This window comes from Nocardia sp. NPDC004718, assembly GCF_053601535.1.
The window spans coordinates 1-26,230 of sequence record NZ_JBSGCA010000048.1; the positions used below are offsets into that span (position 1 = coordinate 1).

21 protein-coding genes and 1 pseudogene are annotated in these 26,230 nt (G+C 69.2%); 14 read left to right on the forward strand and 8 right to left on the reverse strand.

The window, feature by feature from the left end:
- A pseudogene (locus ACWEH3_RS28370) lies at nt 1-268 on the reverse strand (sensor histidine kinase); the annotation flags it as partial.
- Nucleotides 265-957: a response regulator transcription factor gene (locus ACWEH3_RS28375; protein WP_450018670.1), complete on the reverse strand. Its 693-nt coding sequence runs from the start codon at nt 955-957 to the stop codon at nt 265-267. The gene ACWEH3_RS28375 and the pseudogene ACWEH3_RS28370, both read right to left, overlap by 4 nt.
- 568 nt (nt 958-1,525) lie before the next feature.
- Between ACWEH3_RS28375 and ACWEH3_RS28380 the strand changes: the two genes are divergently transcribed.
- Both ACWEH3_RS28380 and ACWEH3_RS28385 read left to right on the forward strand, forming a co-directional pair.
- Nucleotides 1,526-3,754, forward strand: a complete 2,229-nt coding sequence (locus tag ACWEH3_RS28380) for a hypothetical protein (protein WP_450018668.1) — start codon at nt 1,526-1,528, stop codon at nt 3,752-3,754.
- Between the two features lie 81 nt (nt 3,755-3,835).
- Nucleotides 3,836-5,641 (forward strand): dynamin family protein, encoded by a 1,806-nt coding sequence (locus ACWEH3_RS28385; RefSeq protein WP_450018666.1) that lies wholly within the window; start codon nt 3,836-3,838, stop codon nt 5,639-5,641.
- 18 nt (nt 5,642-5,659) lie between these two features.
- Here the strand turns inward: ACWEH3_RS28385 and ACWEH3_RS28390 are convergent, their stop codons facing one another.
- A complete protein-coding gene (locus ACWEH3_RS28390) occupies nt 5,660-7,642 on the reverse strand; it encodes a glycoside hydrolase family 15 protein (protein WP_450018664.1) in 1,983 nt (660 codons plus the stop codon).
- A 110-nt stretch (nt 7,643-7,752) separates the two neighbouring features.
- Between ACWEH3_RS28390 and ACWEH3_RS28395 the strand changes: the two genes are divergently transcribed.
- A complete protein-coding gene (locus ACWEH3_RS28395; protein WP_450018662.1) occupies nt 7,753-8,031 on the forward strand; it encodes a hypothetical protein in 279 nt (92 codons plus the stop codon).
- An 80-nt stretch (nt 8,032-8,111) separates the two neighbouring features.
- On the opposite strand, the gene ACWEH3_RS28400 is transcribed toward ACWEH3_RS28395, so the two are convergent.
- Nucleotides 8,112-9,167, reverse strand: a complete 1,056-nt coding sequence (locus ACWEH3_RS28400) for a M48 family metallopeptidase (protein ID WP_450018660.1) — start codon at nt 9,165-9,167, stop codon at nt 8,112-8,114.
- Nucleotides 9,168-9,170: 3 nt separating this feature from the next.
- Here ACWEH3_RS28400 and ACWEH3_RS28405 point away from each other — a divergent pair, with 3 nt between their 5' ends.
- From ACWEH3_RS28405 to ACWEH3_RS28440, 8 genes are all read left to right on the forward strand, one after another.
- Nucleotides 9,171-9,326 (forward strand): Ms4533A family Cys-rich leader peptide, encoded by a 156-nt coding sequence (locus ACWEH3_RS28405; protein WP_353963123.1) that lies wholly within the window; start codon nt 9,171-9,173, stop codon nt 9,324-9,326.
- A 206-nt stretch (nt 9,327-9,532) separates the two neighbouring features.
- Nucleotides 9,533-10,579 (forward strand): sulfate ABC transporter substrate-binding protein, encoded by a 1,047-nt coding sequence (locus tag ACWEH3_RS28410; RefSeq protein ID WP_355072386.1) that lies wholly within the window; start codon nt 9,533-9,535, stop codon nt 10,577-10,579.
- A gap of 96 nt (nt 10,580-10,675) precedes the next feature.
- Nucleotides 10,676-11,509: a sulfate ABC transporter permease subunit CysT gene (gene cysT / locus ACWEH3_RS28415; protein WP_450018719.1), complete on the forward strand. Its 834-nt coding sequence runs from the start codon at nt 10,676-10,678 to the stop codon at nt 11,507-11,509.
- A gap of 67 nt (nt 11,510-11,576) precedes the next feature.
- The gene (gene cysW / locus ACWEH3_RS28420; protein WP_450018658.1) at nt 11,577-12,383 is read left to right on the forward strand and encodes a sulfate ABC transporter permease subunit CysW; all 807 of its coding nucleotides are present in this window, start codon (nt 11,577-11,579) and stop codon (nt 12,381-12,383) included.
- Nucleotides 12,380-13,375: a sulfate/molybdate ABC transporter ATP-binding protein gene (locus tag ACWEH3_RS28425; RefSeq protein ID WP_355072390.1), complete on the forward strand. Its 996-nt coding sequence runs from the start codon at nt 12,380-12,382 to the stop codon at nt 13,373-13,375. The genes cysW and ACWEH3_RS28425 overlap by 4 nt, the downstream gene beginning before the upstream one ends.
- Before the next feature lie 544 nt (nt 13,376-13,919).
- Nucleotides 13,920-15,059: an Hsp70 family protein gene (locus tag ACWEH3_RS28430; RefSeq protein ID WP_452358416.1), complete on the forward strand. Its 1,140-nt coding sequence runs from the start codon at nt 13,920-13,922 to the stop codon at nt 15,057-15,059.
- Between the two features lie 153 nt (nt 15,060-15,212).
- On the forward strand, nt 15,213-16,229 hold the full coding sequence (locus ACWEH3_RS28435; protein WP_450018654.1) for an AurF N-oxygenase family protein: 1,017 nt from the start codon (nt 15,213-15,215) through the stop codon (nt 16,227-16,229).
- Between the two features lie 5 nt (nt 16,230-16,234).
- Nucleotides 16,235-17,821, forward strand: coding sequence for an FAD-dependent oxidoreductase (locus ACWEH3_RS28440; RefSeq protein WP_450018652.1), 1,587 nt, complete (start codon nt 16,235-16,237; stop codon nt 17,819-17,821).
- A 62-nt stretch (nt 17,822-17,883) separates the two neighbouring features.
- On the opposite strand, the gene ACWEH3_RS28445 is transcribed toward ACWEH3_RS28440, so the two are convergent.
- Complete coding sequence (locus tag ACWEH3_RS28445) at nt 17,884-18,645, reverse strand: SDR family NAD(P)-dependent oxidoreductase (RefSeq protein WP_450018650.1); 762 nt, start codon at nt 18,643-18,645, stop codon at nt 17,884-17,886.
- A 504-nt stretch (nt 18,646-19,149) separates the two neighbouring features.
- Between ACWEH3_RS28445 and ACWEH3_RS28450 the strand changes: the two genes are divergently transcribed.
- Both ACWEH3_RS28450 and ACWEH3_RS28455 read left to right on the forward strand, forming a co-directional pair.
- Nucleotides 19,150-21,321, forward strand: a complete 2,172-nt coding sequence (locus ACWEH3_RS28450) for an Hsp70 family protein (protein ID WP_450018648.1) — start codon at nt 19,150-19,152, stop codon at nt 21,319-21,321.
- 97 nt (nt 21,322-21,418) lie between these two features.
- Complete coding sequence (locus ACWEH3_RS28455) at nt 21,419-22,213, forward strand: HAD hydrolase family protein (RefSeq protein WP_450018646.1); 795 nt, start codon at nt 21,419-21,421, stop codon at nt 22,211-22,213.
- A gap of 99 nt (nt 22,214-22,312) precedes the next feature.
- Here the strand turns inward: ACWEH3_RS28455 and ACWEH3_RS28460 are convergent, their stop codons facing one another.
- Entirely contained in the window at nt 22,313-22,723 is a 411-nt protein-coding gene (locus tag ACWEH3_RS28460) for a VOC family protein (RefSeq protein ID WP_450018644.1), read from the reverse strand.
- A 99-nt stretch (nt 22,724-22,822) separates the two neighbouring features.
- On the opposite strand from ACWEH3_RS28460, the gene ACWEH3_RS28465 reads away from it, so the two are divergent.
- Entirely contained in the window at nt 22,823-23,791 is a 969-nt protein-coding gene (locus ACWEH3_RS28465) for a helix-turn-helix transcriptional regulator (protein WP_450018717.1), read from the forward strand.
- Between the two features lie 242 nt (nt 23,792-24,033).
- On the opposite strand, the gene ACWEH3_RS28470 is transcribed toward ACWEH3_RS28465, so the two are convergent.
- Both ACWEH3_RS28470 and ACWEH3_RS28475 read right to left on the reverse strand, forming a co-directional pair.
- The gene (locus ACWEH3_RS28470; RefSeq protein ID WP_450018642.1) at nt 24,034-24,717 is read right to left on the reverse strand and encodes an SGNH/GDSL hydrolase family protein; all 684 of its coding nucleotides are present in this window, start codon (nt 24,715-24,717) and stop codon (nt 24,034-24,036) included.
- A gap of 8 nt (nt 24,718-24,725) precedes the next feature.
- On the reverse strand, nt 24,726-26,138 hold the full coding sequence (locus tag ACWEH3_RS28475; protein ID WP_450018640.1) for an MFS transporter: 1,413 nt from the start codon (nt 26,136-26,138) through the stop codon (nt 24,726-24,728).
- Nucleotides 26,139-26,230: the final 92 nt, after the last annotated feature.

The window sequence follows — 26,230 nt, forward strand, 5'->3', positions numbered from 1 at the left end:
GGTCGACGGGGGCCACGGGTCCGCGCGCGTCCGCGGGCCCCTGCTCGGGAGACAGCGTGGCCGCGGACGGCGGAACAGGTTGCGCGGGCGCGGCTTCACGCGACGCGGCGACCCGCACCGCCATCGACGAGACGGTCTCGTCCAGCTGACGTTCACCGGTGGCGCCGAGCAGGGTGGCGAAGGTGATGGTCAAGGTGAGCGCGACCAGTGCCGCGACCACCCCCGACACGACCGCTACCCGGGTGCGCAGCGACGGCGATCCGCTCATGGTTCCTCCCGGAGGACGAAGCCGACGCCGCGCACGGTGTGGAGTACCCGGGGCACGCCGTCCGCCTCCAGCTTGCGTCGCAGGTAGGAGACGAACACGTCGACGACATTGGTGTCGGTGGGGAAGTCGTAACCCCACACCGCGGACAGGATCTGCTCGCGAGCGAGCACGATCCCGATGTGCTCGGCGAGCAGGGCGAGCACCTCGAATTCACGTTTCGTCAACTCCACCGGCCTGCCCCCGGCCAGCACGCGGCGTCCGGCGGGGTCGATCCGCACCTGCCCGACCGTGCGCGCCCGGTCCGGGCGGTCCACCGGTTTACGCCTGCGTCGCAGCAGCGCGTTCAACCGCGCGACCAGCTCGCCGAGATCGAACGGCTTGGTGAGGTAGTCGTCGGCCCCGCGTTCCAGGCAGGCGATCCGGTCGCTGACCGCGGTGCGCGCGCTGAGCACACAGATCGGGATGTCGTCGCCCATCGCCCGCAACGCGGTGACCACGCCGACACCGTCGAGTTCGGGCATGTTGACGTCGAGCACCATCGCGTCGGGCGTCGTGGCGCGGACCATGCTCAGGGCCTCGGCGCCGTCGGTCGCGGTGACGACCTCGAAATCGGAGAGCTCCAGTCCCCGCCGCAGCGACGCGAGGACGCGAACCTCGTCGTCCACGACCAAGATTCGATGTCCGGCCATGAGGTCAATCTAATCCCACAGTCTGAGATCGTGGTGTCGGCCGCGCTCGCGGTGCGCGATGCGCGGGACTGGAAAGTGAGGCATTGGCCACGGCGGAAACTTGTAACGGACGTGTCGGACGGTGCGCGGACGCGGATCGTCGCGATGCGGCCGAGTGGAAGTGGATATGGGCCGACAGTCGTCCGGTCGATGCGTTCGCGTCCCGGCCACCTCGGCGTCCACGCCGCCGAACGGCTGATTCGTCGAATTCCTCGATGGAGAGCAAATCCTCGGCATTCCGCCGGCAACTCTGAGAGTTCCTTTCGTTCTTCCCGCCGCGCACTCGCCACGTTTCGATCAGGCCTGGTGACGGTGTCTATTCGAGACTGTGCGCGGGCGGGGAGGCCGCCGGAAATGGGGCTTCCGATCCGGCAATTCGGATGGCAGGGTTGTGTTGCCCGCCACAGTCGCATTCGCACCAGGCCTGGAGAATGTGACAGGGGAGTATTCCCGAAATACTGTTGGGTGATCTTCACTCTCGGTCGGACCGGCGTGGTGAGGATGCTGAACAACCGAGAGTGGAGCTTTTATGACGCGTGATCTGCCCTTCGACGGCGACACCGAAGAGGCCGACCGCGCGGGCGACACCGCCTACCGTGTGGCCACCGGCGTCGCGAGGGTCGCGCGGGCGGGCGCCTATGTCACCGGCGGCGCGCTGGTGGCCGCCAACGGCGGCGGCGTCCCCGCACAGCCCGGCGAATCCCGTCTCGACAGCTGGCACACCGGCTGGGCGCACAGCACCGATCCCGATCCCGACCAGCCGAGCCCGGTGATCACCTTCCCGGATCCGGTCGTCGAGCCCGCGCCGTTCTCGCATGGCTCGAATGTCCCGGTGACGCATGGAAACCCCGCGCCAGGACCAGGGAATCCCGCGCCCGGGTTCACCGTGCCCGGCGCCGGCCCCGCCGGATCGCTGCCAACGCTCCCCGGCGAGTACAGCGGCACCGACGCGGGCATGCCGCTGCCGACGTTGCCCGGCGAGTCCGGCGCGCAGGGGATGCAGCTGCCGACGCTGTCCGGCGAGTCGGGCGGCCATGGGATGCAGCTGCCCGGACACTCCGGAGGCGGCGTACCCGGGCTCGGCGGGATCCCCGGCATGGACGGGGATGCCGGGAGCGGACTGTCCATCCCGGGGACCGACGGTCACGTGTCCAACGGTTTCTCGCTGCCCGGCGTCCGGTCCGACGCGGCGAACGATCTCGACGCGCCCGGCGGGCACGGGTTCGGCCTGCCCGGCCACGGACTCGGCCAAGCCGGGCACGGCTTCGGCCTGCCCGGCGCGAACGGCTTCACCGCGCCCGGCTCCACCGTCTTCGACCTGCCCGGCAACAGCGGCGCCGGTGCGGCGCACGCGGCGGGCGATCCGTTCGACGGCGTCGGTCAGGGCGGCGATCTCGGGATGTTCGTCGGCACCCAGTGGTCGGTCGACTTCGGGATCGGCCCGAACGGGATCTACTTCACCTCCGAGATGAAGGTCGACGCCGCGGTCGGGCACGTCGGCGATCAGCTCGACGAATTCACCGACTATCTGGCCGACGGCATCCATTTGCCGGACGGCACCGACAGCGCGGCCGCCCAGCCGAACGCGTTGAGCCAAGGCCCTTCCGGACTGCTCGGTGGGCTCACCTCATCGGGCGCGTCCGCCACGCAGTCGTCGGCGGCCTCCGGCGTCGCGCAGTCCGCGTCGGCGGCTGGTGCGCCGACGGCATCGAGCGTCGCGCAGCCGCTGGCGGCTTCGGCGTCGGTCGCACCCGTGAGCGCGGTCGCGCCGGTCGCCTCGGTGGCCCCTGCCGCCACGGCGCCCGCACCCGCGGCGGTCGCCGCCGCACCGGTCGTCGCGGCCACCCCGCTGCAGACCACGATCCAGCCCGACGCCGCGTCGACCCCGATCGCGAATGTGTTCGCCGCCCCGGACGGCCCGTCCGTGCTGACCGCTCCCGCGGCGACCGTTCCCGCGCTGTTCGACGCGATACGACCGGCGCCCGTGGTGAAACCGGCCCCCGGGACCGATCCGCATCCGTCCCACCCGACCCAGTCGCCCGCATCGACCGTCACCGCGCCGACGACGATCGTCAAGACCACGCCGACGCCGAGCGTTCCCGGCGACGTGACCGTCCCGTCCGCGCCGAAGACGTCGGATCACGACGTCACGAAGCTCCCGGGCGCCACCACGGTGCCGCACGGAGGCGTCACCACCGCTCCGGACGTGCCGACCACCAAGGTCCCTGGCGCGACGGTCACCCAGACTCCGGCGCCCACGCATGCGCCGAGCACCCCGGGTGACGACGCGACCTCGCCGGGTGGCGTCACGGGTCGCCCGAGCACCGGTGGCACCTCCAATAGCACCTACCCGACCAACGACGTGCCGACCCACGAACTGCCCACCCGCGACGTACCGACGGTGAGCAGGCCTTCGCAGCCGACGTACGAGGCGCCGGATCAGCAGACCTACAGCGCCCCCGCACAGGCGCCCACCGTCGAGCCGCACGCCCCGTCCGCGCCGACCTACACCGCCCCCGTACCCACCCAGGCGCCGATCAAGCCGCAGGTGATCGACCCGAAGCCGCACGGCATCTCGGCGCCGCTGGCGCTCGACCACCCGGCCGACACCGCCTACCCGGTCGCCGACTACACCTACGACCACTCCGCACTGGCGCTGTCCTCGGGTGGCAGCCTCTCGGGTGCGCTGCTGCCGGAGTCGGGCATAGTGGAAACGCACCACTACGTGTCCGATGTGTCGGACATCTCCCTGATCTAGCAGGGCCGTAGCGGATTCCGACGACTGCGGAGTGGTCGCAGGGGGCGCCGGAACGAAGTCATCGAGAAGTAAGGAGGAGGGTTGTCTGCCGCTGCCGGGCTGAAGGCTGCGACCGTGAAACATCCGGACGCGATGGCCCCGCTCATTCGGATACTCGACGAGCTGCGGGAGACGGCCCGATCCGCGGGACGCGACGACCTCGGCAGCCGGCTGAGCATGGTTCGTGCCAGGGTGAGCGATCCCCGGGTACGGCTCGTGGTCGTCGGTCGTCCGAAGAACGGCATGAGTACGCTGGTCAACAGCCTGGTCGGTGCCTCGGTCAGCGCGACGAACAGCGATCTGAGCGTCCCGGTGATCGTCGAGTACGGGCCGGAGCCGACCGCGACGCTGGTGCGGCAGGCCGAGCACGGCCGTACCGAACGTCAGTCGGTCGACCCGCTCGATCCCGGTCCCGCGCTGGCCACCCAGGGCGTCGTCCGTGCCGAGTTCACCCAGCCCAGCCCGCTGCTCGCCGACGGTGTCGTGGTGATGGACGCGCCGGGCGCGCTGGGCGACAACCGCACCACCTGGTCGATGATCGCCGCGGCCGACGCCGTGCTCTACGTCGGCGACGCGGGCACCGAGCTGACCGTGGAGCAGATCGCCGAGTTGCAGCGCATCCAGCAGATCTGCCCGACCGTGATCTGCGTGCTGAACAAGATCGACGTGTTCCCGCACTGGTCGCGCACCCAGCAGCGCAACCGGGAACTGCTGGACTCGGCGGGACTCGGCTTCGCGGTGGCTCCGGTCTCCGCGGAACTGCACCGGCAGGCCGGGTTGACCGGTGACTACCAGCGCGACATCGAATCCGGCGTGCCGCAGCTGATCGATCATCTGCGCGACTACGTGGTCGCCCGTGCGGACGCGGTGGCGCTGGAAGCCGCGGTCGGGGACATCCGCCTGGTCTGCGATCACCTCGCGCTGACCCTGCGCACCGAAGCCGAGGCGCTGCGCGACCCGCGACGCCGCGCCGAGATCACCGACCAGCTCGCCCGCGCGCGCGACGAGGCCGATCAGCTGCGCCAGCGCACCGCGAACTGGCAGGTCACGCTGGTCGACGGCGCGACCGAGCTGATGGCCGACATCGAGCACGACCTGCGCCACCGGCTGCGCAGCCTGATCCGCGACGCCGAGGCCGAGATCGCGCAGACCGACCCGGCGCGCCGCTGGAAGGATTTCGCCGCCGATCTGGACGCGCGCATCTGCGAGGCGGTCGAGGAGAACTTCGCCGTGGCGCACTACCGCTCGATGGAGCTGTCCGAGCAGGTGGCCGCCAAGTTCCCGGCCGACAACCGGACCCCTCCGCTGCCGGACCTGCGCTTGGACAACCCCGGTGAGGTGCTCGAGGCGGTGCAGCCGCTGGAGCCCCTCGAGAGCGCGAAAGCCGGGGTCACCCAGCAATTCCTGACCGGTCTGCGCGGTTCCTACGGCGGCATCCTGATGGTCGGTCTGGCCACCAGCCTCCTGGGCATGTCGCTGGTGAACTGGTACTCGGCGGGTGCGGGCGTGCTGCTGGGCGTGAACGCGCTCTGGGACGACCGCAAGAGCCGCAAGGTGCGCCGCCGGGCCGAGGCCAAGGTAGCGGTGGCCCGCCTGATGGACGACGTGATCTTCCAGGTCGGCAAGGAGTCGCGTAACCGCTTGCGCGCCGTGCAGCGAGTGCTGCGCGACCACTTCACCGACATCGCGACCGAGGTTTCGCGCGCCGCGGACGACGCGCTGCGCTCGGCCGAGGAGAACTACGGGAAGTACGGCGACCGCAGGCCGGAGCGGATCGCCGACCTCGAGGCGCGGCTCGGCAAACTGCACGCGCTGCGCGAGGAGGCCGACGGACTGGTTCCCGCGTAGACCGTTTCCCGGCGTGGGTCAGACCGGATGGCCCTGCGGGGTGTGCGCGGGCTGGAAGCGGCCCGCGTGCCGGGAGCTCTCGGCACGGATGACGTGGGTCACGGCGTTGATCAGCGCGAGGTGGGTGAACGCCTGAGGGAAGTTACCGAGGTGGCGGCCACTGCGCGGATCGATCTCCTCGGCGTACAACCGCAGGGGGCTGGCGAAGCCGAGCAGTCGTTCGCACAGGTGCCGCGCCCGCTCGGTCTCCCCGATCTCGACCAGCGCGGAGACCAGCCAGAACGAGCAGATGGTGAACGCTCCTTCCGTGCCGCTCAGGCCGTCGTCAGTCGTCTCGGTCCGGTACCGCAGTACCAAGCCGTTCTCGGTGAGCCGGTCGGCGATGGCAAGCACGGTCGCGCGCACGCGGTCGTCCTCGGGCGGCAGAAAGCGGGTGAGCACCACCAGCAGCAGCGAGGCGTCCAGCGTGTCCCCGCCGTAGACCTGGGTGAACACGCCTTCTGAGGTGACGCCGTTGGCCAGGACGTCGGCCTTGATCTCCTCCGCGATCGCGTACCACTCTTCGGCGTGCTCGTACTGACCGTGCAGTTCGGCGAGTTTCGCGCCGCGATCCAGCGCCACCCAGCACATCACCTTGGACGAGGTGAAGTGCTGCGGCTCGCCGCGCACCTCCCAGATGCCCCGGTCGGGCTCCTTCCAGTGCTCGATGGCGGCGTGCACTTGGCGGACCAGCAGTGGCCACAGCGTCTCCGGCACCTGCTGGCGTGACTTCACGTGCAGGTACACGGCGTCGAGCATGGTGCCCCAGATGTCGTGCTGGTCCTGCCTGTAGGCATTGTTGCCGATGCGAACCGGACGGGACTGGTCGTAGCCGCCCAAATGGTCGAGGATGACCTCGTCGAGCTGCCGCTCGCCCCCGATCCCGTAGAGCACCTGCAGCGGAACGGGCTCGCCGTCCTCGCCGGTCGTCGCGTCGTTGAGGAATGCGAAGAAATCGTTGGCCTCCCGGTCCAGGCCGAGCGTGTACAGACCCCACAGCGCGAAGCTGGCGTCCCGCACCCAGGTGTAGCGGTAATCCCAATTGCGTTCTCCGCCAGGAGTTTCCGGCAGTGATGTGGTGGCGGCGGCGATCAGGGCGCCGGTCGGCGCGTAGGTGAGGCCCTTGAGGGTGAGCGCACTGCGCTGCAAGTAGTTGCGCCACGGGTGATCAGGGAACTTGCCGAGCGTGATCCACTGGCGCCAGCATTCGCTGGTCTGCCACATCTTGTCGGCGGCCTCGTCGAAGGTGCGCGGCGCGGGCAGTTCCGACCAGGTGAGCGCGACGAAGACCTCGTCGCCCTCTTTCATCCTGGTGCGGGCGCGCGCCTCGCGCCCCTCGAGTCCGAGACGCAGATCGGTGGTGAGCACCAGGCTCGGCCCGGCGCTGGGCTCGTCGCAGCGCACCGCGGTCGCCTCCTCGTACACCTTGCCGGTGTACTCCCACCGTGCGCTCGCCCGGTGGTAGTCGAACGCGGGTTCGCAGCTCATCTCCAGCTCCACGGTGCCGTTCACGCATTTCACCGTGCGCAGCAGCAGATGCTCGGCATCCCAGTCCATCGGGGTGCGCCGGTGGGTCTTGCTGCGCTGATCGTTGTTGTGCCAGCGGCCGAGCACCAGTGCGTCGCGCACGATCAGCCAGCCGGTGCCGGTCTGCCAGGTGGTCTCCAGGATCATCCCGCCGGGCAGGTAGCGGCGGGCGGCGGGCACGTTGACGCCGTACGGCCCGACCCGGAAGTGGCCCGCGCTGCGGTCGAGGATCGCCCCGAAGATACTCGGCGAATCCGGCCGCGGCACACACATCCATTCCACCGCGCCGTTGCTGGCGACCAGGCAACTCGTCTCGCAGTCGGACAGGAAGGCGTAGTCATCGATCGGCGGGTAGGCGCCGCGGCGGTGGGTTTCGGCCAAGTTCGTCGGCAGGCCGTCGGGGTCGTTGAGGGTGAGGTCATCGGAGGACGCCATACCCCATCTTCGGGCCGATGTACGCCTGTCGTCCACCGTTCGATTCCTCCGTCCGCCGATGTGGCCGACGGCCTCGTGGAACCGGCCGGCGTACCGACTAGGCTGGAGCCGTGCATCGCATCGCAGGTTGGTGGGACGGCTTCGAGCTGTGGGTGGCGGGACTGCCGTTCATCCCGCAGTTCCTCGTCGTGCTCGTGGGCATGGTCCCGATCAGCTTCGCCATCGCCTACGGGCTCGATCGCGTGCTGCGTGCTGTGCTGCGCATCCTGGATCGCCGCTACGGCGCGCATCCCGCACCGGCGCGCCCCGCCCCGGCCGGTGCGGCGGCGGTGCTCGAACCCGGGCAGGCCGCCGCCGATCGCACTCCCGTGCAGAGCGGGGCGCGCTGATGCCTCGTTCGCGGGTTCAGCTCGCCCTCATCGCTCTGCTCGTGCTGATCGTCGTCGCCTGGTTGATCACCCGCTGACGGTCAGTTCCCGCCGCCGCGCCAGTCGCCGAACCGCTTGCCGAGCTTCGCGACGGTGTCGCCGACTTCGTGGGCGACCGTGCTCGCCGCCGCGCCGACATCCCGGCCCAGCGTGCGCACCGTACGGATGAGCGGATCGTCGGACTGGTCGAAGTTCGTGCGGTAGGTGCGGGCGGCGGCCTTCATCTCGTCGGTGATCCGGGTGGCGCGATCCTGGTCACGGCGCGGATAGTCGCCCGAGAGCACGCGGTCGTAGTCGCCGCTCTGGATCCAGCGGCGCAGCTCGGCCGCGCGCAGCACGGAGAACGGGTGGCTCTGCAACTCCAGGTTGAGCAGCTTCAGCACGCCGTCGCGCAGATCGCCGGACCGTTCGTAGTCGTCGGCCTGGGCCAGGAACGCCCCGTGATTCATCTCCTTCACCAAGGCGCCCCCGGCCGTCTTCATGTGCACGCGTACCGAAGCGTCGACGTCCTGGCCGCACAGCAGCCCGGCCCGGTCGCCGGACAGCTCGGACTTGCGGCTCCACTCCATCAGGGCCGCGACAATGCCGCGCAGAACCCAGCCACCGACCGGCAACCAACCGACGCTCGCCGAGACCCGTAGCAGGTGCATGAGCATCGTGCGGTACACCGCGTGGCCGGACAGCGCGTGCCCGAGTTCGTGGCCCACCACGAAACGCAGCTCCTCGGTGTCCATCAGTTCGAGCAACCCGGTGGTCAGCACGATGAACGGGCGGTCCATGCCGATGGTGAAGGCATTCACCTGTGGGCTCTGCAGCACGAACAGCTCCGGCGTCGTGGGGGCGTCCAGGATCCGCACGCAGTCCTCGCGCAGGTGGTGCAGGGTGCGGAACTGTCGCTCGTCCACCCGTACCGCAGTGGCCAGATACAACAGCCGGTGCTGGCGTTCCTGCAGCAACCCTGACAGTGTGCGCAGCACCACGTCGAACCCTGCCAATGACCGCAGGGTAACCAGGGCGGTGCGGTCGGCCGGGTGCTCCCACGTGCGGGTGCTGATGCCGGGGAAGGTCGTGCGGACGCGATCCGGACTGGTGGTCATAGGATGAAACCCCCCTCTTCCTGGGCTCTTCGATTCGAACTCCGCCTTGTGCTCTGCTACAGTCTGCCCGTGTCTTCGAGCGCAGTCCCGCAGGTCCGCCATGAATTGGCGTTGATTGCTGTCGGTGACCTCGCGGTCGCGGACGTCTACTGTCGCTGATCGCGACCGGGCACATCCGCGTCTCGTTTGTCAGCAGACCGGCGCGCTTCCTGCAGATGTGCTTTCGCTTCCCGACGGCCCGTTGCGGGCCGGTAGTCGCGCCGCTGCCGTATCGCTCGATCGGCGGGTCTGCTGAATCGATAAGTTTGTCGCCGCCACCGATGTGTTACCGGAGAACTGGCGGTCCGCACGAAAGGTCCACCCCGATGGCTCGCAAATCCTGGCTTTCGCCGCGCCGACGCTACAGCGCCGTTGCCCTAGCCGCCCTAGCGGCGGTCGCGCTGACCGCGTGCGGCGGCGGAGCCAGCGACACGGTCGGGGCGGGCGCTTCCGACGGCAGCGGCGGCACCCTGAACCTCTACGCCTACGCCGTGCCGAAGCCCGGTTTCGACAAGGTGATCCCCGAGTTCAACAAGACCGAGCAGGGCAAGAACGTCCAGATCCAGCAGTCCTACGGCGCCTCCGGCGACCAGTCCCGCAAGGTGAAGGACGGCGCCGAGGCCGACGTCGTGAACTTCTCGGTCGAGCCGGACATCACCCGCCTCGTCGACGCGGGCCTGGTGGACGCGAGCTGGAACGCCGACGCCACCAAGGGCATCCCGTTCGGCTCGGTGGTCGCGATCGTCGTGCGCAAGGGCAACCCGAAGGGCATCAAGGACTGGGACGACCTGCTGAAGCCGGGCGTCGAGGTGGTCACCCCGAACCCGTTCAGCTCCGGTTCGGCCAAGTGGAACCTGCTCGCGCCGTACGCGGCCAAGAGCGACGGCGGCAAGAACCCCCAGGCGGGCCTGGACTACCTGAGCAAGCTGGTCTCCAAGGAGCACGTGAAGGTGCAGCCGAAGTCCGGCCGCGAGGCGACCGAGACGTTCCTGCAGGGCACCGGTGACGTTCTGCTGAGCTACGAGAACGAGGCGATCTTCTCCGAGCGCAACGGCGATCAGATCGAGCACTTCGTCCCGCCGGTCACGTTCAAGATCGAGAACCCGGTCGCGGTGTTGAAGAACAGCAAGAACCAGCAGAAGGCCGTCGCCTTCCGCGACTTCCTGTTCACCACCGCGGGCCAGAAGGCCTGGGCCGCCGCCGGGTTCCGCCCGGTCGATCCGAAGGTCGCCGCCGACTACGCCAAGGACTTCCCGACCCCGCAGAAGCTGTGGACGATCGCCGATCTCGGCGGCTGGAAGACCGTGGACAAGGAATTGTTCACCCCGAACACGGGTTCGGTAGCGGTGATCTATGACAACGCCACCAAGTGACCGGGTGACCCCCGTTACACGGGATACTGGACGATCGTGACTACGAGCAGTAACGCCGGGACCGCGCAGGCAGCTGGTCCCGGCGTCTCCGAACCCGTGCGTCCCGATCGCCGCCGGAACTGGTCGTGGCTGCGCGTGACCGGCTCGGTGGGTCCGCTCGGCATCGCCACCGCGGTGCTCTGGCTGAGCATCATCGTGCTGCTGCCACTGGCGGCGCTCACCGTGACCAGCTTCGAGGACGGGTGGTCCGGTTTCTGGGAGGCCGTCACCGCGCCCGCCGCGCTGGACTCGCTGCGCATCACCGTGCTGGTCTCGGTGGTGGTGGCGGTGGTCAACGTGGTCATGGGCACGCTGATCGCCTGGGTGCTGGTCCGCGACCGGTTTCCCGGCAAGGGCGTGGTCAACGCGCTGATCGACCTGCCGTTCGCGCTGCCGACCATCGTCGCCAGTATCGTGCTGCTCTCGCTGTACGGTCCGCAGAGTCCGATCGACATCCACCTGAATGCCACCCAGCCTGGCCTGGTGGTCGCGCTGGCGTTCGTCACGCTGCCGTTCGTGGTGCGTTCGGTGCAGCCGGTGCTGATCGAGGCCGACCGCGAGGTGGAACAGGCAGCGCTCTCGCTGGGCGCGAACAACTGGACCACCTTCCGCAGGATCGTGCTGCCCGCGCTGGCTCCCGCCATCATCAGCGGCGGCGGACTGGCCTTCGCCCGCGCGATCGGCGAGTACGGCTCGGTGGTGCTGATCGGCGGCGCGATTCCGCGCAAGACCGAGATGGCCTCCCAGTACATCCAGAAGCAGATCGAGATCGATCGGCCGGTGAACGCGGCGGCCGTGTCGGTCGCGCTGCTGGCCATCTCGTTCGCGACGCTGCTGGTTCTGCGGCTGCTCGCCGAACGCAGCGCGCGCAAGGAGCAGGCGAGCCGATGACCAACAATCGCGCAGCGCTCCCCGTGTCGCCGGGGTGCGGGCATTCCCCTGGGACGGAGCAGGGTAGATGAAACTGCATCCGCTGACCCGCATCTCGTTGCGGACGGTGGCGCTCGGCTACTTGTTCGTACTGCTGGTGCTGCCTCTGATCATCATCCTGTGGCGCACGTTCGAGCGGGGGATCGGCTCGTTCGTCGACTCGATCACCACGCCCGCGGCGATCTCGGCTTTCCAGCTATCCCTCCTGATCGTCGCGATCACCGTCCCGGTGAACGTGGTCTTCGGCATCGTGACGGCGCTCGCGCTGGTGCGTGGAAAGTTCCCGGGCCGCAACCTGGTTCAGGGCATCGTGGACTTGCCGTTCGCGGTCTCGCCCGTGGTGGTCGGCGTCTCGCTGATCCTGCTCTGGGGGGCGGGCGGCTGGTTCGGCGGTCTGGAAGACCTGGGCTTCAAGGTCATCTTCAACCTACCGGGCATGGTGATCGCCACCATCTTCGTGACGCTGCCGTTCGTGGTGCGCGAGGTCGAGCCGGTGCTGCACGAGATCGGCGACGACCAGGAGCAGGCCGCGGCCACCCTGGGCGCGTCCAAGTGGCAGACCTTCTGGCGGATCACGCTTCCCGCGATCCGGTGGGGCCTGACCTACGGCGTGGTGCTCACCGTGGCCCGCGCACTCGGCGAGTTCGGCGCCGTGATCATGGTGTCCTCCGCGCTGCCGGGCAAGTCGCAGACGCTGACGTTGCTCGTGCACGGCCGGTACATCAACGACCACAACACCTTCGGCGCGTACTCCGCCGCCACCTTGCTGATGGGCATCGCCCTCGTCACCCTTCTGCTGATGACCCTCCTCGAACGTAAGCGGGGCACAAAGTGATCACCGTGACCAACGCGAACAAGAACTACGGCACGTTCGCCGCCCTCGACGACGTCAGTCTGGACATCCCCTCGGGCGAGCTCACCGCGCTGCTCGGCCCGTCGGGTTCGGGCAAGTCGACGCTGCTGCGCTCGATCGCCGGACTGGAGTCGCTGGACACCGGCGTGGTCAGCATCGCGGGGCGCGACGTCACCCGGGTGCCGCCGCAGAAGCGCGACATCGGCTTCGTCTTCCAGCACTACGCGGCGTTCAAGCACATGACCGTGCGCGACAACGTGGCGTTCGGCCTGAAGATCCGCAAGCGCCCGAAGCACGAGATCAGCAAGCGCGTCGACGAATTGCTCGGCATCGTGGGACTGGACGGCTTCCAGCACCGCTACCCGGCCCAGCTGTCGGGTGGCCAGCGCCAGCGTATGGCGCTGGCCCGCGCGCTCGCCGTCGATCCGCAGGTGCTGCTGCTGGACGAGCCGTTCGGCGCGCTGGACGCCAAGGTCCGCGCCGACCTGCGGACCTGGCTGCGCAGGCTGCACGAGGAGGTCCACGTGACCACCGTGCTGGTCACCCACGACCAGGAGGAGGCGCTCGACGTCGCCGACCGGATCGCGGTGATGAACAAGGGCCGCATCGAGCAGATCGGCACCCCCGAGGACGTGTACGACCGGCCGGCCAACGAGTTCGTCATGTCGTTCCTCGGCGCGGTGGCCCGGCTCAACGGACATCTGGTGCGGCCACACGACATTCGCGTCGGCCGGGATCCCGGCATGGCGCTCGCCGAGCACGAGGGCACCGCCGATTCCGCGGGCGTCACCAGAGCGACGGTCGAGCGCGTGGTGCACCTCGGCTTCGAGGTGCGCGTGGAACTGCGCAATGCCGCGACCGGCGACCTGTTCGCCGCGCAGGTCACCCGCGGTGACGCCGAGGCGCTGCGACTGTCGGACGGCGAGACGGTCTACGTCCGCGCCACCCGGATCCCGGAACTGCCCGCGCACTAAGGGATTTCGGGAACCGGTCGCATACCCGTCGACATAGGGAGTGTGGCGCTGAAAAGTTGCCGCACTCCCTTACATTGCCGTGTCCACTGCTATCCGGCCGCGTTGCGAAATGGTTGCCGAAGGAGACGGCGAGGTGTGCGCTAGCGGCGGTCGTAGCGGCGCCGGGCCGGACCCGGCATGCGATGCGAATATCGACGACTGTCGCCGGTCCGCCGCCCCGCCCGTTCGGCTAATTGCCGGCACGTATCCGTCAAGGGGAGTCTCCCCATGTGGAGTGCTGTCGCTCGGCGCCGTGCGGGCGAGCACCCGAATCCGGCAAACATCCACCGGGCACGATCTATCCCCGCGTGTCGCAATGAAATCCGACTGGACGGCATGTGTAGCGCTGGTTGGCCTGGTGAGGGCGTCGTAGCCAGTGGATTCGGATGCGGCGAGGCACAGGCGGCTTGCGGACAATCGGTTGTCCGGACTTGGCACGAAGATCGCGGAGTGGTTGCCTAAACGGCGTTCGAAGCAAATCGGCACGGCGATCGGGTGGATTGCGATGGCGGTTGGTCTCGGGTTGAGCATCGGTACGGTGAACACGGTTTCCGTTCTCGCGGAGGAAGGTTCGGCCAAGGCTCCGCCGGGGCGACGCAAAACGCAGCGGGCGCAGACCATCACGCGCCGCACCACGCTGACCTTCGACAGCACCGGCGTGGCCAGGGTGGGCATGATTCCCCGGCACGGCCGCGCGGTCACCGAATTCGCCGATCTCACGCAGCGTTCCAGCACGTGGGCGCGGGTGGGCAACCGCGCGCTCGCCCCGGCGGACCTCATCGCCACGGTGGCGAAGTGCCTGATCGACGAGGTGCGGCAGGACCATCCCGGCTGCGCAAGCGGGCTCGGCATCGCGGTGGCCTATCCGGCCCGCTATGCCGACGAGCAGGTGGACGCGTTGCGCGCGGCGCTGGACGGCGTGGAACTCACGCAGGTGGGGCTGGTGGCCGAACCCGTCGCGGCGGCGGCCTGGCTGGAGGCCGACCGTGGTCCGCTCATGCCGGGTCTCACCCTCGTCTACGACCTCGGCGGTGCCGGGCTCGACGTCACGCTGGTCCGGGTGGGTGCGGGATGTCCGCGCAATCCGATCGTCGGGGTCTCGCTGCGTTCCACCGAGTTCGGCGGACGCGCGTTCGGGGCTTTGATCGCCGAGCAAGCCGGGCCGGGTCCGCACTCGTCTTCGGTCGCCGAGTCGGTCGCCGACACGATCGCGGGCGAACTGCGCGCCAAGCATGTCCGGGAGTCGCTGGAACTCGTCTACCGCTGCTTGCGGGTCGCGGACGTCACCATGGCCGACGTCGACCGTGTGCTGGTGGTCGGTGGGGCGGCGCGACCGGCGGAGGTGGCCGAGGTCTTGGCGGCGGAATTGGCCAGGCCGGTGATCGTCGCCGCCGATCCCGGGCGGACCACCGCCGACGGCGCCGCGATCCTCGGACGGAGGGCGGCGGCCGTGGCCGAGGCGGCGGCCGAACTGCGCCGGGTCAGGCGCAGGCGCGTCCGTCGTCGTGCCGCCACGCGGGCCCTGATGCTGTCGCGCCGGACCAGGCGCCGACTGGGCCGGGTGGTCGTCGTCACGAGTATGTCGGCGGTCTTCGGTCTCGGGACCTCGATCCTGGCGGTCGGTGACGGGGTGCTGGTGAGTTAGGCCCCGGCACGGGCCGCGATGAACAGGGGCCGTCCGGCGGTGCGCGTGATGAGGGCGCGCATCGCCGGGCGGCCCTAGCAACTGCTGGGTTGACGTGACTCTCCGTTGGTGTAACTATGGGATACAGTTAAACGGTTCCATCGAGGAGAGGCAGTGACGACGATGTCCGCAGCCGTGACACCAGCCGTCGATCCCGATCTTGAGAAGGCGCAGGAGTACGCCGCGAAGCTGCTGCTGCTCTCCGAGGGATCGGTCAACAAGCACTTCGATCCCTTCGAGGACATCGACTGGGACAACCCCGACTTCGCCGCCGACGCAGGCGAGGAGCGCTGGATTCTGCCCGTGTCCGCCGACACGGTGGCGCGCCACCCCTGGTATCAGGCGCTGTCGACCGAGCAGAAGATCGCGGTCGGCAAGTACCGGCAGGCGAACATCGCCAAGGTCGGCCTGCAGTTCGAGTCGATCCTGATCAGCGGCATGGTCATCCACAACTTCGGCCTGCCCAACGGCTCGCCGGAATTCCGGTACTGCTCCCACGAGATGATCGAGGAGCACAACCACACCCTGATGTTCCAGGAGATGGTCAACCGGATCGGCTTGGACGTGCCCGGCATGGGCCCGCTGGTCAGCAAGTTCAAGTACCTGGGCGCGCCCGTGGCGGCCTGGTTCCCGAACCTGTTCTTCATGGCGGTGCTGGCCGGTGAGGAGCCGATCGACCACATCCAGAAGCAGATCTTGCGCTCGGGCGAAGAGGTGCACCCGATCATGCGCGGCGTGATGGCCATTCACGTCGCCGAAGAGGCGCGGCACATCTCCTTCGCGCACGAGTTCCTGAAGAACCATGTGCCGGAAGCGAAGCCGGTGCAGAAGTTCATCCTCTCGCTGGCCATGCCGATCGTCATGCGGATCCTCGGCCGCTCGATCGTCACGCCGCCGCGGTCGTTCTTCGCCGAGTTCGACATCCCGGAGAAGGTCCGCAAGGAGCTGTTCTACGGCTCGCCGGAGGCCAAGCAGGTCTTCAGCGATTACTTCTGCGACGTGCGCGCCCTGGCCGAGGACATCGGGTTGATGAACCCGGTCGCCAAGGCGGTCTGGAAGGCGCTCGGCATCGACGGTCCCAGCACCCGGTACCGATCGGAACCGCTGCGCGCCGCGAACAAGGTCGCCTGAGTCGCATGCCGTACGTCGTCACCCAATCCTGTTGCAGCGACGCGTCCTGCGTGTACGCCTGCCCGGTCAACTGCATCCATCCCACGCCCGACGAACCGGACTTCCGGACGGCGGAGATGCTGTACGTCGACCCGCAGGCGTGCGTGGACTGCGGCGCCTGCGCCACCGCGTGCCCGGTCGACGCCATCGTGTCATCGAAGAAGCTGACCGCTGAGCAGAAGCCGTTCATCGAGATCAACGCCGATTTCTACCGGCAGGCGCGACCGCGCCCCCTGCTGGCGCGACCGGTGCCCGCGGCACGGATCCACACCGAGCGCACGCCGCTGCGGGTGGCGATCGTGGGGTCGGGTCCTTCGGCGATGTACGCCGCCGACGAACTGCTGACCCAGCCCGAGGTGTCGGTGACGGTGTTCGACCGGTTGCCGGTGCCGTACGGGCTGGCCAGGCACGGCGTCGCGCCGGACCACGACAAGACCCGCAAGGTCGGCGAGTTGTTCGACGTCATCGCGGCGCAGCCGGGGTTCCGTTCGTACTTGAACGTGGATGTGGGCGCCCACGTTTCGCATGCCGAGCTGCTCGAGCATTTCCACGCCGTGATCTACGCCGTCGGCGCGTCGTCGGATCGCAAGCTCGGCATCCCGGGTGAGGGCTTGGCGGGCAATGTCTCGGCCACCGACTTCGTCGCCTGGTACAACGGTCATCCCGACTACGCCGAGCGTGCCTTCGACCTGTCCGGCCGGCGTGCCGTGATCGTCGGCAACGGCAATGTCGCGCTCGACGTCGCGCGCGTCCTCACCAGCGACCCAGCGACGCTGACCGGCACCGACATCGCGCCCTACGCATTGCGGGCGTTGCGCGAGAGCAAGGTCGAGGAGGTGGTCGTGCTCGGTCGGCGCGGTCCGCTCGAATCCGCTTTCACGGTGCCGGAATTCGTCGGATTGCTCGGATGCGACGTGGACATCGTGATCGAGGGTGAGCTGCCCGAGCTCGGCGCGGAACTGCCGTTCCATGTCGAACAGAAGCTGCGGCTGCTGCACAGCGTGCGCACCCGGCCGGTGGGGCAGCGCAAGCGCATCGTGTTCCGCTATCTGGCCGCGCCCACCGAGATCCTCGGCACCGATCGGGTGACCGGTCTCGAAATCGGCCGCACCGAGCTGGTCACCGATCCGGACGGCCGCATCAGCGCCGTCGCGACCGGGCAGACCGATCGGCTCGACGCGGGCCTGGTGCTCACCTCGGTCGGCTACCGCGGCGTTGCGGTGCCGGGCCTGCCGTTCGACGAGCGGGCCGCGGTGATCCCGAACCAGGACGGCCGGGTGCTGGAGCGCCCGGGCGGCGCTGTGGTCACCGGCACCTACGTGACCGGCTGGATCAAGCGCGGGCCCACCGGCTTCATCGGGACCAACAAGTCCTGCGCGCAGGAGACGGTGCGGCAGCTGGCCGCCGACTTCAACGCGGGCCGCCTGCCCGAACCCACCGGCGGCGCGGCGGAACTCGATCGGCTGGTGCGGCTGCGGCAGCCCGCGGTCCGGGCCGGGGGAGCGGTGGAAGCTCGCCCCGGCCGGGTCCGCCGCTTGCTGGCGCGCGCCTGACGAACCCCGCCTCGGGATACCCCGGCCGCGCCGGTATCCCGAGGCGGTCCCACGTCCAGAGGTCACCGTGCGGTGAAGCCGCCATCGATGGCGAGTGCCGCACCCGTGACGAAACTGGCTTCACCGCTGAGCAAATAGGCGCAGAACGAGGCGATCTCCTCCGGCGCCGCGATGCGGCCCAGCGGGTGCAGCGCCGCGATGGCAGCCACTCCTTCGGGCGTCGCGCCCATCGAATTACGGAACGCCGGGGTGTCGACCGCCCCGGATACCAGTGCGTTCACTCGCACTCCCTGATCGGCGGCTTCGAGCGCCACCGCACGCGTCAAGCCGACCACTCCGTGTTTGGCGGCAACGTACGGCGCCACCGAGCCCATGCCCACCACACCCAGATTCGACGCGTTGTTCAGAATCGCGCCGCCGCCGGAGGCCGCCAGCGCGGGAACCTGATGCCGCAGGCCGTAGAACACGCTGGTGAGATTGAGCTCGAGATCGGCGCGCCAATCCGCCTCGTCGATCTCCGCGACCGGGCCGAAGGCGTGCACCGCGCCCGCGTTGTTGAACGCGGCGTCCAAGCGGCCGAATTCGGATACCGCGGCGTCGGTCAACCGGGCCACGTCCTGTTCCACCGTGACATCGGTCGGCACGAACAGCGCGCGCCCACCGGCCGCGCGGATGTCGGCGGCCACCTGCTCACCCGCGTCCTTGCCGCGTGCGCCGAGCACGACCGCGGCGCCTTCGCCCGCGACCCGCAGCGCGACCGCCTTGCCCACGCCCGAGGTCGCGCCGGTGACCAAGACGACCTGCTCCGCGAACCGTGTTGCCATCGTTCGATTTCCTCTCCACTCTCGCGATCGCACCTGTGTGGTGTGACCCGATGTCGAGTCAAGCCGGACGCGAACGAGTGTGCTGGCGATAATCGGACATCTAGTTGATGTGTCAATTACTGCCCATACCGCAGTGGCGTGCCGAGATGCATGGATGTGGCAAGGATTTGGTTACCTACCGGCGAACGTCCGTCGAGCGGTGTGCTTTCGAGGGGGCAAACCGGCGAAGGGTCGGATTTTCTCGTCATATCTAGATCGCTGTGTGGTAGCGGAAATGCTGTGTGCTCAGCTTGATTGGTGATGTCGAGCGGGCTGGACGTGGGTGTGGACTTATACCTACCTGGCAATTCGGACGATTATTGCTATCGGTAGAACATTCCGTATCAATTGCGCATCCACGCCGACGCGAAACAGCTAACCTGTGGTGGCTGTTTGGAAGACGACCGCGGCCACAGGGGAACGCCATGTGATGGACGTGGTCACGGTGCGTTGACGGGATAGCGAATGACTACAGGTCTGGGTTTCAGCATCGGTGCAGTGAATGCCGTGACGGCTTCGGTCAGCGCGGATCGGCCACGACCGGCGGTGCGGTCTCGCCGCACCGCGGTGACCTTCGACAGCGCGGGTGGGCTGCGCCTCGGCGGGATCGCGCAATTCAGCATGGCGGTCACGGATTTCGCCGATCTGAGCCGTGATCCGGAGGCCGTGATCGTCGGCGGCCGCATCTGGTCGCCGGCCAATCTCGTCGCCGCGGTGGTCAACGAGCTCAGGGCGGTCGAGCCGGACGCGTCCGAGGCGGGCGTCGTGACCACCTACCCGGCGGTGTATTCCGACAAGCAGGTCGGGTTGTTGCGCCAGGCGCTGGACCTATCCGGGGCGAGCGACGTGCTGCTGGTGCCCGAGCCCGTCGCGGCGGCGGAATGGCTGGAGCACGAGCACGGCCCGCTGGATACCGATTTCGTCTTGATCTACGACCTCGGCGGCACCAGCCTCGATGTGAGCATCGTGCGCGTCGGGCCCGACTGGGACAACCATCCGATGATCGGGAAGCCCACGCGCTCTTACGATTTCGGCGGCAGACCGCTGGGGTCGATGATCGCGCGGTACGCCCCGGACGTCTCGCGCGCCGGACTGTCGATGACATCGATCGTCGACATCGACGGACTGCGTACCGCGCATGTGCAGGATTCGCTCCAGTTGGTCCGCGACTGTGTACGGGAAGCGGGCATAACGCTCTCCGATATCGGTCGTGTGCTGCTGGTGGGAGGGGCGTCGCGGCCTGCGGAGGTAGCGCGCACGCTCGCCGAACTCGGTCGTCCCGTGCTGATTTCGGCCGATCCGGGGCAGACGATCGCCGCCGGAGCCGCGCTCATGGCGGCGCGCACCATGGCGCTCGGCGCGTCGGACCGCCGCGCCGCCGCGCCTCGCGTGGCGGTGTTCTCCAGTGCCGCGGTGGTCTCCGCGGTGGCCATGTCGGCCGTGACCGTCTTCGGCGGATCCATGGTTCCCGAGCTGGCGCCGATGCTCGAGCATCTTCCCGAAATCAGTTTCCCGACCGATGGTCTGCTGGTCGACGTCGGAAGCGAGCACCTCGCCGACGCCTGGTCCCGGATGGCCGTGCCCGCCGCATGGAACTCGGGCCGGGCGCTGCCCTCGCTGCTATCGCAGCCGACTTCCGCGTACACCCGATTCATCACACCGGTTCCGCGCAGCACCGGCTACGGTCCGTCGGTCGCCGAGTCCAGGATCGGCTCGCACCGGGATCCGCGAAACTGCTGCGCCCCTGGGGGCCTGCGCCATCGGGGATATGGCGATCCCGCCTATTTCGTGAATCCATTGCCGTTCGCTCCGGTGGTTCGTCCCGTGCCCGGAGACATCGTGCAGCCGCCCGTTCCCGGACAGGCTCCTGGTCTGCCGCTGCCGGGGCAGGCACCCGGGTCCGATCTGCCCGGACAGCCGCCCGCGCCGGGGCAGGTCTCCGCTCCGGGGTCGGGCGCGCCGGGCTCCACAGGTCCGGCATCGCAGAACGGCTCGAAGCCCGCCGAGCCCGGTGGGACGGCACCGGGGAGTTCTGCGGGGAGTCCGTCGAGCGGAAGGTCCGACTCACCGGGCGGCAGTACGGCAACGGGCGAGCACGGCGAACCCTCCGCATCGAATTCGTCCTCTTCCGGAACAGCGAGCCCAGGGAGTTCCTCGTCCGGGGGGACCGACGGAACATCCACCTCGTCCGGCGGGAGCGCGTCGAGAGGTGGCTCGACGAACGAGTCCACCGCGCACGAATCCTCCGACGACTCGCCGGGCGGGTCGACCGGTGGATCGTCGTGGGGAGGGTCGCCCGGGCACTCCACGACGCACGGATCGTCTTCGGCTGGGGCGGCTGGTAACTCGTCGTCGGACGGGTCGGCCGGTAATCCGTCGACCCATGGCTCGTCCTCCGGCGGCTCGGCCGACACTTCGTCGGCCCACGGCTCGGGGGCGTCGGCCGGTAATTCATCGAGCGGGCGTCCGGGCGGCGCGTCGTCGGCGGGCGGCCACTCGGGTGGGAACCCCTCGGGCGCTTCGTCGTTCGGCGGTTCGCCGGGCCGATCCGGCTCGATCGGTGGGTCGGCAGGCGGGTCGTCCAGAGGAGGCGCCGGAGGTGCGGGCGGTGTCGGCGGCGGGGGGCACGGTCGATAGCGGCCCAGCCCCGGACGGCGAATTGCCCGGTGGCGGTGCGGGTCTGGTCGCGCCCGATTCGACGGCGGGTGCGGCGGCCGCGAGGCACAATGGGTTGATGGCATCCGGGGGTCCCCAGCTGATCGCGCTGGACGTAGACGGGACGCTGCTGGATACGGGAACACCGATCAGTGCGCGGGTGGTCGCGTCGGTGCGCGCGGCCGTGGCGGCGGGTGCGCATGTCGTGATCACCACGGGACGCACGCTGCTGACCACACGTCCGGTGCTCACCGAACTCGGTTTGCGCGACGGACATGCCCTCTGCTCGAACGGCGCCGTGCAGATCGACGTGGCCAGGGGCGAACCGGTGGCGATCCAGGCGTTCGACCCGGCGCCCGCGATCACCGCGCTGCGCGCGCTGTTTCCCGCGATGATCTTCGCCGTGGAGAAGGTCGGCATCGGCACCTGGGCCACCGGAGCGAGTCCCGGCGAATTCTCGCTCGGCGAGTACCTGCTCGTCGACCATCACGCGTTGAGCAGCGAACCGACCCCGCGACTGAACGGCTGGCTGCCGGATGGTTCGCTGGAGGAGATGTTGCTGGCGCTGCGCTCCTTGCGCGTGCCCGGCGCGAGTTGGGTGCACGGCGAGTTCGGGCCGTGGCTCACCGTCTGCCGTCAGGGGGTGTCGAAGGGTTGGGCGCTGGAACAGCTCCGCATCGCCCTCGGTGTCCCGGACGAAGCGACGCTGGCCATCGGCGACGGCTACAACGATCGGGAAATGCTGCGCTGGGCGGCGCACTCGGTCGCGATGGCGAACGCGCCCACGGACGTTCGCGATCTCGCGGACGAAGTGACCGGCCATGTCCTCGACGACGGCGTCGCCACCGTCCTGGAGCGCTGGTTCCGTCCCTGATCTTCCGACCGGGTCCGCTTCGAGCGGGACGCGCCCGGAGTGCTGCCCGGCGTGGTGTCCGTCGAGAGAATACGGGCACCACGCCGCCCTACTGCTGCATTACGCGGGACCGGTCTTGGCGAGTATCTCGAGGTAGTGCGGGTTGGACATGAGGCCGAGGACGTTGCCGAACGGGTCCACGACGGCGGCGGTGACGAAGCCCTCGCCGTTGCCGCGCGGGGTGATGGGGTCGTAGACGGTCGCGCCGAGTTCCAGCAGCCGGTCGAACGTCGCTCGCACGTCGTCGACGTGCCAGTTCACGATCGCGCCGCCGGGGGCGTTGCGCGCTCCGGCGGGCGCGTAGGCGCGGTTCACGATGCCGAATTCGTGCTGGTAGTCGCCGATGCGGAACTCGTAGTAGCCGTTGGGCACCTGGTAGTAGGGCTCGGCGCCGAAGAACCGCGCGTACCAGTCCTTGGCGGCCTCGAGGTCGTCGGCGTAGAAGGTGCTCGTCGCCATTCCGCGCAGCATGGTGGTTCTCCTTCGAATCGTTCTCATCCGTACTCGTAGATCCATCATCCGGGCAAAAGTGTGCACTGAATGAGCACTTTTGTCGGCAGAATCGTGCGTATGCGAGCGGACCGATTGGTGGCGATCCTGCTGATGATGCAGACCCGAGGGCGGGTGACGGCCGCGCAGGTCGCGGCGGAGCTCGAGACCTCGGTCGCCACCGCGCGCCGGGATCTCGAGGCGCTGTCGGCCGCAGGGGTGCCGGTGTATCCGCAGCCGGGGCGTGGCGGCGGCTGGTCGCTGGTTGGCGGTGCGCGCACGGATCTGACCGGGCTGACGGCGGGCGAGGCGCGGGCGCTGTTCCTCTTGGCGGGTCCCTCCGCGGGTGCGGTGCCGGAAGCCAAGTCGGCGCTGCGCAAGCTGGTGCGCGCGCTGCCGCAGACCTTTCGCGGCGAGGCGGAGGCGGCGGCCGATGCGGTGGTGATCGATCCCGCGCGCTGGGGTGCGACCGATCGCGAGCTGCCCCCGCTGGTGTCGCTGCTGCAACGCGCTGTCGTGCAGCGGGAAAAAGTCCGGCTGCGCTATGCGAACCGGACCGGGAAGCGGTCCGAGCGTCTCGTCGATCCCTGGGGTCTCGCCGACAAGGACGGTGTCTGGTACCTGATCGCCGGAACCGAGCGGGGCCAGCGGACTTTTCGCGTCGATCGGATCTCCGAGGCGTCTCGCACCGGTGAGCCGGCCCACCGCCCAGCGGATTTCGATCTCGCCGGCGCCTGGGAACAGGTGGTCGAGGAGATGGAGCAGCGGCGGGCGACCCTCGCCGCCACCGTGTTGATCTCCGAGCGCTTGTTGCCGATCCTGCACGACCAGCAGGGGCGGAACTGCGTTGTGGACGGTCCGGTTGCCGACGGCCGCATCCAGGTTCGCGTCACCGCTCCCACCGCCTGGATGCTGGCCCAGCAGCTGGCGGGCTGGGGCGCCTCGATCGAGGTTCTCGATCCGACCGAGGTCCGCGCCGAACTGGCCCGCCTCGGCGCCGAACTGGTCGACCGATACGGATCGGACGGCTGGTCCGGCGCGGCACCATGACACTGCCCGGAGCGGATCGCCGGCATCGAATGCGGGTTGCTCCGGCGTCGCCAAGGCCGCCGTTGCGGCGGACTTCGGTCGCTGCCCGCGAGGGCCTGGCCCTCGAATACCGCCGTGGTCCGTAACGGAGCAACGGCCTCCTCCGCCTCGGTCGGACGGGGCCCGTTGCGAATCGCGCTCGGTCGCCGCCTTTCGAGACCGGTGGAGGCATTCGACGGCCGATGGCTCCACCACGTGTCCGATCAGCGCGACACGGGAACGTGGCCGGCCAGCGCCCGCACCATATCCGAGGCGAGTACGGCGTGGCCGCTCATGCTGAAGTGGATGAGGTCGGCGCTCATCAGGTCGGGCCGCAGGCGCAGCGGGTGGTCCCAGAGTTCCAGCAGGAGCGCGTCGTAGCGGGCGGCCAGTTCGCGGACCAGGTCGTTGAGCGCGGCCATCCGGTCGCGCATCGGACGCATCGGCGCCATACGCTCGATTTCCCAGACGTCGGCGAGGGTGAAGGTCACGATCTGCGCTCCGGTGCGGGCCAGCGTTCCGAATAGCGTGTCCAGGTTGGTCCGCAGTTCGGCGAGGTCGCCGCCCGGCAGGAACAGGTCGTTGCCGCCGCAGCTGAGATGCACGAGATCGGGCCGGAATTCGAGTACGGAGGGCAACTGCTCGGCGATGACCTGGGCGGAGGTTGCGCCGATCCGGCCGGTGTTCAGGTAAGCCAGATCCGGGCGAACCGAAGTGAGCACCGCCGCGACGCGATCGGCCCAGCCCACGAGTTCGTAACCCGGGCTCGGATCGCCGACGCCCTGCGCGATGGAGTCGCCGAGCACCGCGTAGCGCTGCCACGGGGTGCCGGCGAGCAGACGCCGTTGTTCCGCGGGCGGCAGCAGCAGCGGATCGTTCTCTTCGGTACGAATATCGTTGTCGCTCACGTTGATTCCTAGTTGTCGACGGAGAAGGACGGAGTGCGGGCCGGTAGCGCCGCCAGGCAAGCGGCCACGGCGGCGATGCCCGCGCACACGGCGAAGACGATGTGGAACGCGCCGAGTGGATCGTCGGGACGTGCCGCGAACACGGCGGCGAGCACGGCCACGCCGAGCGCTCCACCGACTTGCCGCGCCGTCAGGTTCATGCCGGTGCCCGCGGCGAACTGCTGCGGCGGAAGCGCACTGGCCGCCGCGGTGCCCAGTACCGTGACGACGAAACCGATGCCGCCACCGCCGAGCACACCGGCCGGAATCCACGCCGACCACAGGGCCGGAGTGACGCCGAAGGCATCCGTGCTCATCCACACGGTGCACGCCACGAACATCAGCGCACCGAGCACGCCGAGCCACCGCCTGGACGTCACCGAGCCGATCCGGCCCGCGACGGTCGCCGTCACCATCGACGCGCCCGCTCCGATGGTCATGGCGCCTGCGGAGCCGAGCACCGAGTAGTCCCAAATCGCGTCCAGGAACAGCGGTCCCGACAGCAGCCAGGCGAACATCGCCGCACCGAAGACGAACGAGGTTGCGTTGGCCAGCGCATACGACTTGCTGCGCCACAGGTCCACGGCGATCGCGGGTTCGTGATGGCGCGCCGAACGGATGAGGGCGGCCACGACCAGCAGTCCGCCGCCGATCAGCGCGCTCAGTGTCCCGGCCGAGGTCCACCCCCAGCGCTGCCCTTCGGTGACGCCGGCGACCAGCCCGCCCAGCCCGAGCGCCACCGCGAGGGTGCCGAGCGGATCCGGCAGCGCACCGCCGGATCGTCGGTCGTCGGGGGCCGGAACGCGCGCCGCCGCCACGATGAGCAGCAGGGCCACCGGAACGTTGATGACGAAAACCGCCCTCCAGTCGAATCCTTCGACCAGCGCGCCACCGAGTGCGGGACCGACGACCGCGGCGAACCCGCCCGCGGCCGACCAGGCTCCGATGGCCGCGCCGATCTTCTCCCGCGGCGTGGCGGCGAGCACCAATCCGAGGGCGGACGGCACCATCAGCGCCGCGGCGCCGCCTTGCAGCACTCGGCCCGCGATGAGCCAGCCCGCTGTCGGGGCGAGCCCGCACAGCAGGGAGGTGAGGGCGAAGCCGGCCAGCGCGCCGAGGAACAGCCTGCGGCGGCCGAGCGCGTCGGCGAGACGTCCCGCCGGGGTGAGCAACGCGGCGAAAGCGACCGCGTAGCCGCTGACGACCCAGGTCAGCGTGGCGGTCGCCGTGCCAGGGTAGTCCCGGGCGATCGACGGGAAGGCGATATTGACGACGGAGAGATCGAGAAAGGCGATGAAGGCGGCGCCGCAGGCGATCAGCAAGGTGGGCGTGGCCGCGGTCGCGGTCGGTGGGCTGTCGAGCCGCACGGACGCGTCGGTCATGGGAAGTCCTTAGTAGGCGATACAAAACGCACGATCGTTCGTTCAATGAAAATACGACCATACGTTCGTATGTGCAACAGCTAAGTGGAAGA

Bases quoted from the DNA above. Each gene is read 5' to 3' on its own strand.
- ACWEH3_RS28465 (WP_450018717.1), top strand. From the start codon at position 22,823: ATGCGAGCGGACCGATTGGTGGCGATCCTGCTGATGATGCAGACCCGA.
- ACWEH3_RS28375 (WP_450018670.1), bottom strand. From the start codon at position 957: ATGGCCGGACATCGAATCTTGGTCGTGGACGACGAGGTTCGCGTCCTC.
- ACWEH3_RS28410 (WP_355072386.1), top strand. From the start codon at position 9,533: ATGGCTCGCAAATCCTGGCTTTCGCCGCGCCGACGCTACAGCGCCGTT.
- cysW (WP_450018658.1), top strand. From the start codon at position 11,577: ATGAAACTGCATCCGCTGACCCGCATCTCGTTGCGGACGGTGGCGCTC.
- ACWEH3_RS28400 (WP_450018660.1), bottom strand. From the start codon at position 9,167: ATGACCACCAGTCCGGATCGCGTCCGCACGACCTTCCCCGGCATCAGC.
- ACWEH3_RS28390 (WP_450018664.1), bottom strand. From the start codon at position 7,642: ATGGCGTCCTCCGATGACCTCACCCTCAACGACCCCGACGGCCTGCCG.
- ACWEH3_RS28405 (WP_353963123.1), top strand. From the start codon at position 9,171: ATGAAACCCCCCTCTTCCTGGGCTCTTCGATTCGAACTCCGCCTTGTG.
- ACWEH3_RS28450 (WP_450018648.1), top strand. From the start codon at position 19,150: ATGACTACAGGTCTGGGTTTCAGCATCGGTGCAGTGAATGCCGTGACG.
- ACWEH3_RS28380 (WP_450018668.1), top strand. From the start codon at position 1,526: ATGACGCGTGATCTGCCCTTCGACGGCGACACCGAAGAGGCCGACCGC.
- ACWEH3_RS28475 (WP_450018640.1), bottom strand. From the start codon at position 26,138: ATGACCGACGCGTCCGTGCGGCTCGACAGCCCACCGACCGCGACCGCG.
- ACWEH3_RS28440 (WP_450018652.1), top strand. From the start codon at position 16,235: ATGCCGTACGTCGTCACCCAATCCTGTTGCAGCGACGCGTCCTGCGTG.
- ACWEH3_RS28430 (WP_452358416.1), top strand. From the start codon at position 13,920: ATGGCGGTTGGTCTCGGGTTGAGCATCGGTACGGTGAACACGGTTTCC.
- ACWEH3_RS28455 (WP_450018646.1), top strand. From the start codon at position 21,419: ATGGCATCCGGGGGTCCCCAGCTGATCGCGCTGGACGTAGACGGGACG.
- ACWEH3_RS28445 (WP_450018650.1), bottom strand. From the start codon at position 18,645: ATGGCAACACGGTTCGCGGAGCAGGTCGTCTTGGTCACCGGCGCGACC.
- ACWEH3_RS28460 (WP_450018644.1), bottom strand. From the start codon at position 22,723: ATGCTGCGCGGAATGGCGACGAGCACCTTCTACGCCGACGACCTCGAG.